Genomic DNA, 5,428 nt, shown 5'->3' on the forward strand with positions numbered 1-5,428 from the left:
CAATCCGCTTGGTGGCATAACGTTAGTACAACGTGCTTTAATATGCCAACACCTGTTTGATATCTGTCAAGAGAACGCCTTCTAGCCAGATTTAGGTTAGATGAACGATAGTTTAAGATGCCTTTAACAGGTATCTTGTTATTGCTTTATTTTCTGTATGGAGACTGAGTCTGTGACCTCGCAGATCTGGGCCGCACTTTCCGATTGGGAACTTGATGCGGAACTCAATAGTGATAAAACCCAACGGATTCAGGCCGCATTTGAGGCGTTGAGTCAGGATAATCTTATCTACCGTGGGGTGCAGAGTGAGCGTAACCTCTATCATTACACGCGATTCGTGGCGGGTAACCCGCATTCGCTCAAAAACCATGTGCGTCGTATCTATATGGCAACGGCACTTGGAAAGCGTGATGAATTGGCTGGCGCCTTGATGGATTTGCTGTGGATATTGGACAAGAAAGGCCCGACGCTGCGAAAGCGTATTTTTGAGCAGGTTTCTGCCATGCTGAGCCCACGCGCCAGAAAAGTGATTAGCCGCGCTATTGAGGCTGATGATCGTAGAATGTTGTTGGAACTGCCGGTCGATAGAGCGGTGGTGGTTAATGGACAGTTCTTACCCGTTATATAAAGATGGCGGGAGAGACTACGGACGGAATGTTCCATGAGCATATTAGGAACGGATAGTATCGAGAGAACGCAAGTTAAAAAGCTGGCTTTGTCTGGCTTTGATGGCCCTGCTATGGCGTCTCTTGAACTATTCCTCAGCAAGGAAAATGGTCTGCGTGTAGTCGGAGCGGATCAAGCTGATCTATTTATAGTGAATGGCGATCAGGGTGTTGATCCTGATGAGCTTAAAGCAACCTATACCGAAAAATATTCTAAACCAGGCATACTGATCAGTGTGCGAGACCTTTCCTGGCCTGGTTTTGTCCTTCTTAAGAAACCCTATAGCTCAGACGAGCTGCTTGATGCTATTCGTACGCAGTCTGTGTCGGGCAGTGGTAGTGCTGATGCGCATTTGCGGGCGGAAACGCGTGTGGCTGCGATCATGGGAATTGAAGAGCCGGCAGGTACTTCCCGTAACGAAGCTTATGACAGCTATATGTCGCGTGCAGGTGCAGGGCAGGAAGCGATTGACTCTTTGAATAGCGAAAAGTCTCTCAAGGCTCAGCAAAAGCTGCTCCTGAGAGAGAAATTGCGTCGGGGTAAAGAGGCCGCAAAAAGAGCAGCTGAACACGCTTCTCGGCGTCATCAGGAGTTGTCCGCATCTGCTGTGGCAGAAAAGTCTGAAGTGAAGCGTGTGCAGTCTGAGCGCTTGGTGGCTTCTGATGCGGAAGATGAAGTCAGGGAGCTGTTGAGGCAGGCGGAAGCGGCGCAGAAAGAGGCCAAAGCTAAAGCCATTAAAGAAGCTCAGCAAGCGAAGTCGCGGGTTGATGATGCACGCAAAGAGCTGGAGCGTCTAGAAGAGCAGAAGCGTGAAGCGGCCCGTCTTGAGGCGGCAAGAAAAGAAGCTGAGCGGAAGGAAGCAGAACGGAAGGAAGCTGCGCGAATTGCTGCCGAAGAAAAAGCTGCCGCTAAGCGTGCTGCTGAAAAGAAGGCGCTTGCGGAGAGGCGGTTGGCAGAAAAAAAAGCGCTGGAGCGCAAGGCAGCTGAGCAGCGCGTAATAGAGAAAAAAGCGGCTGCACATCGGGAAGCAGTGAAAAAGGCAAAAATTGAGGCCGAGGCTAAGGCCGTAGCCGAGAAGTTGGCAGCCGAGAAGCGGGTTGCTGATAAGAAGGCCGCTGAAAAGCTTGCCAAGGCTAAGGCGAAAGCCGCAGATGAAGCGCGTAAAGCCAAAGAGCTTTTGGCGAAGCAGCAGGCACCGCTGGTTGAGAAAGGTGCGTTCAAGCTGATTCCTGATGCAGCTGAGGTTGTATCTCGGAAAAAAACGGCTGCCCAGCCCGCTATTAAGTCTGTAAAAAAATCGACTGCAATAATTAATGACGATGAGATGGTGTATCGTTGTTGCGGTAATCTTGCGGATGTCGATGTAACGCGTCCGGATGAGCGCCGTCGTATCTATTTCAATACCGATGGTGCGCTATTGTATTGGCTTCCATTGGCGGTTAAAAAAGCGAAGTTAAGTAATACGCCGGTTGAGATTGCAGGTTTGCCGCGCTGTTTCGTTTATTTGCCGGAGGCAGATCGTTTCTTCGGTGATTTTGGTGAAGATCTGTTGTTGCAGTATGCATTGAGTCGCTTTGGCTTTGGTGAGCTGGATCTAAAAGAGCGTCTTGATCTGGCAGTATCAAAACCAGAATCTACTGGGGATAAAAAGACCCTTGAAGATCGTGATGCAATGATCTGGAAAATTGCTTTATGGACGGCTCGTGGTCGTCTGAATCAGCGTATGGATCCAGAGAAAGTGTATAAGTTGAAAGAGCGTCCGGATTTCTCTCGGATGATCGAAATTCCACATGCCCCTGAGATTACGGAGCTGTGGTTTGATCACCGTTTGTCGGCGCTTGATATAGTTCGAATTTTAAATGTACCTCAACGCTATGTGTTTGCTTATATGTCGGCTGCCGATGCGTTGGGATGGTTACAGGAATAGCGTTAGTTTTCGCGGAGTAATTGGTTAGTGTTGGACGAAAATTTCCGTAACGAATATTTGCAGATTACACCTGCTGGCGCTTATTACGCCACAGTGAGTTCTGAGCCTGATGATGCCAGGGCGCTGTTGTTGCAGCTGCTGAGTGCTGAGATTGCGTTGCCTTACAGCGAAGAGCTGATTGAGGAGTTGACCGATCTGGATCAGGAGCAGGCGTCAGATCTGTTTAACAAACTGCGTGAAAAAGGATTTGTTGAGCTCAACGAAAACCCTGTAGTGGTTGTCGATGAAGTCGTCGAAAAAATGCTCCCGGAATTGCTGCCGTTGTTGTCAAACACCGGCCGGGTGGCGTTGGCGGATGACCAGGGATTCTGTCTTGGGGCAAGTGGTTTTGATGATGCGCACGCTGAAGCGTTGTCAGCCCTTGCTGCGGATGTAATTTCCCTTCATGAACGTCATCTTCCTCTGCTTAATCGGGAGCTGTCCTTTAGTGGTGAATCCTGGGGTATGCTTGACCCGATTGGACAAAGTCAGGTTGGATTCTGGGTGGTGCATATGGGAAGTCAGAAGTTTATGCTCATCGTTGATGAGATGCCTAAGCTGAATCAGCAGGCCTTCGTTAATCTTCTCAGTGTGCTGGCTCGCCGCTATCTGGATTATTGATAACGATCAAAAAGTTATAACCCATAAAAAGATACTATAAGCCCTAGTAAAATAAAGGAGAACGTTTATGCGCTCGGAGATGCTGACCTCCATTTTGAGTGACCTGAACGGGACATCTGCAGAGATTGAAGCATCTGCAGTTATCTCAACCGATGGTTTGATGATTGCTGCTCTGCTGCCTTCAGGCATGGATGAGGATCGCGTAGGTGCAATGAGCGCTGCGATGCTTTCCCTTGGTGAGCGTACAGCGAATGAGCTGGCTCGCGGAGAGCTGGAGCAGGTGCTGGTTAAAGGTGATCAGGGCTACATTCTGATGACTCACGCAAATAATGATTCTGTGTTGACTGTTGTTGCTAAGCCAAATGCGCGTCTGGGTTTGATCTTCCTGGATGTTAAGCGTGCAGCGGAAGCGATTGGTAAAATCCTGTAACAGATTTCACGGAAAGAATCAGTAACAAGGCTTGTGTAATGTCAGATCAAGACACCGGTGAAAGCCGGGAAGTAACAATCAGTTATCACGATGGCACTTCGCGCGCTGCGACGGTGGTTGACCGTGAAGTGCCTTATCCTGATGGAAAGCTGATTGTTTCACGAACCGATCCAAATGGAATTATTACTCATGCGAATCAGGCGTTTATCGATATGTCTGGTTATACCAGGGATGAGTTGATCGGTGTAAATCACTATATTTTGCGTCATCCTGATATGCCTGCTGTGGCATTTGCAGGGCTTTGGGAAACCATAGAGTCAGGCAAAAAGTGGCACGGCTATGTTAAGAATCTGCGAAAAGACGGTTCTTACTACTGGGTGAAGGCGACGGTTATTCCAAATATTCGTAACGGTAAATTGGTGGGTTATACCTCTGTGCGCCGTAAGCCTTCCCGAAGCAAAATCAAGGAGAGCGAAGAGCTCTACGCAACCCTGATGTAAAGGAGTACTGAAATGGCGTATAACCTGACTGTCAGTCCGGACTTCGCTCCGGACCATATCTCGGGTTGGTACTTTTTCAACACCTGGTTGCAGCGTCAACTGGAGGTTGGAGTCCATCTTGAGTTATATGATTGCTTCGAAAAGCAGCGCAGCGATATTCGTGACAACAAGGTTGATATGATTTATGCCAATCCTTACGATGCATCCATGCTAGTAAGGGAGTTGGGCTTCAAGGCGATTGCGCGACCTCAGGAGCGTCCTGATGAGACTGTTATTGCTGTAAGTGCTGAGTCATCAATCAATTCTGTTGAGGAGTTGCAGGCAGGTATCACTGTGGCAACGACCGATGATCCTGATGTTCATACCATGGGTATGATTATGTTGGAGCCGGCGGATCTTGATGGAAGTAATGTCAGTACCAAAGAGGTCGATACCTACGTTATCGTGGCTAAAAACCTGCTGAACGGAAATGCCGATGTGGGCTTCTTTCTGAAAGATGCTTACGATGAGCTGTCTGATTTGATTAAAGGCCAGATGAAGGTACTGGTAAGCAGTCAGATTAGTGTGGTGCATCACTCTCTGCTGGTTGGTCCGACTATGCAGGAATTTATACCTCGCCTTGAAGAGCGTTTATTCTCTATGCACGAGGATGAGAAAGGTAAGGGTGTTCTTCAGAGTATGAATCTGGAGGAGTGGGAGCCCATGACCGAAGAAGAAACGGAGTTTATGATCGATCTGATAGATACGCTTGTTATTGAGTAGTTCGTCTCCTCTTGTGCTTATAAAGCCTCGCTTATGCGAGGCTTTTTTGTTTGTAGAGTAAGCTTATAGTGATATCGGTCGTTTGGTTGTCTTTGGGTTGGTGGGTATAATTGTCGGCTTAGGTGCGGCCAATCCTGGGGCGGTGCGAGGCAAGTTTAGTCAGAGGTTTCTGAGTGGAAGTACTGGAAGAGATTAAGGGTTTTCTGGGGTGTGAAACGCCGGATCGCTGGATTGATGAAGCAGTAAAGCAGCAGGATATTTTGCTGATTGATCATGCGCATTGTGAAAAGAAAGCTGCGTCAACGGCGATGACATTAATGTTTCGCTATGTGGATCGGCCTGACTTGCTGAACAAGATGTCTCGTTTAGCGCGTGAAGAGTTGATTCACTTTGAGCAGGTATTGGAGCTGATGGATGCGCGTGATGTTGAGTATGGGCACCTATCGTCCGCGCGTTATGCCGGAGGGTTGCGTCAGCATGTGC

7 protein-coding genes are annotated in these 5,428 nt (G+C 48.5%); all 7 read left to right on the plus strand.

All coding sequences use genetic code 11. From position 1 onward, the window contains the following. Positions 1-172 precede the first annotated feature (172 nt). Complete coding sequence (locus ABYW01_RS13055) at positions 173-628, plus strand: hypothetical protein (protein WP_372833358.1); 456 nt, start codon at positions 173-175, stop codon at positions 626-628. 33 nt (positions 629-661) lie between these two features. Then, positions 662-2,593: a hypothetical protein gene (locus ABYW01_RS13060; protein ID WP_372833360.1), complete on the plus strand. Its 1,932-nt coding sequence runs from the start codon at positions 662-664 to the stop codon at positions 2,591-2,593. Positions 2,594-2,620: 27 nt separating this feature from the next. Then, positions 2,621-3,253, plus strand: a complete 633-nt coding sequence (locus ABYW01_RS13065) for a hypothetical protein (RefSeq protein ID WP_372833362.1) — start codon at positions 2,621-2,623, stop codon at positions 3,251-3,253. 67 nt (positions 3,254-3,320) lie between these two features. Further along, positions 3,321-3,683, plus strand: a complete 363-nt coding sequence (locus ABYW01_RS13070; protein ID WP_193953286.1) for a roadblock/LC7 domain-containing protein — start codon at positions 3,321-3,323, stop codon at positions 3,681-3,683. Between the two features lie 38 nt (positions 3,684-3,721). Next, a complete protein-coding gene (locus ABYW01_RS13075) occupies positions 3,722-4,183 on the plus strand; it encodes a PAS domain-containing protein (protein WP_372833365.1) in 462 nt (153 codons plus the stop codon). 12 nt (positions 4,184-4,195) lie between these two features. Beyond that, positions 4,196-4,945, plus strand: coding sequence for a phosphate/phosphite/phosphonate ABC transporter substrate-binding protein (locus ABYW01_RS13080; RefSeq protein WP_372833367.1), 750 nt, complete (start codon positions 4,196-4,198; stop codon positions 4,943-4,945). Positions 4,946-5,118: 173 nt separating this feature from the next. Then, the coding region (gene miaE, locus ABYW01_RS13085) for a tRNA isopentenyl-2-thiomethyl-A-37 hydroxylase MiaE (protein ID WP_372833370.1) at positions 5,119-5,428 on the plus strand (310 nt) is incomplete at its 3' end.

Source organism: Pontibacterium sp. (assembly GCF_041587635.1).
Taxonomy (GTDB): Bacteria; Pseudomonadota; Gammaproteobacteria; order Pseudomonadales; family Balneatricaceae; genus Pontibacterium.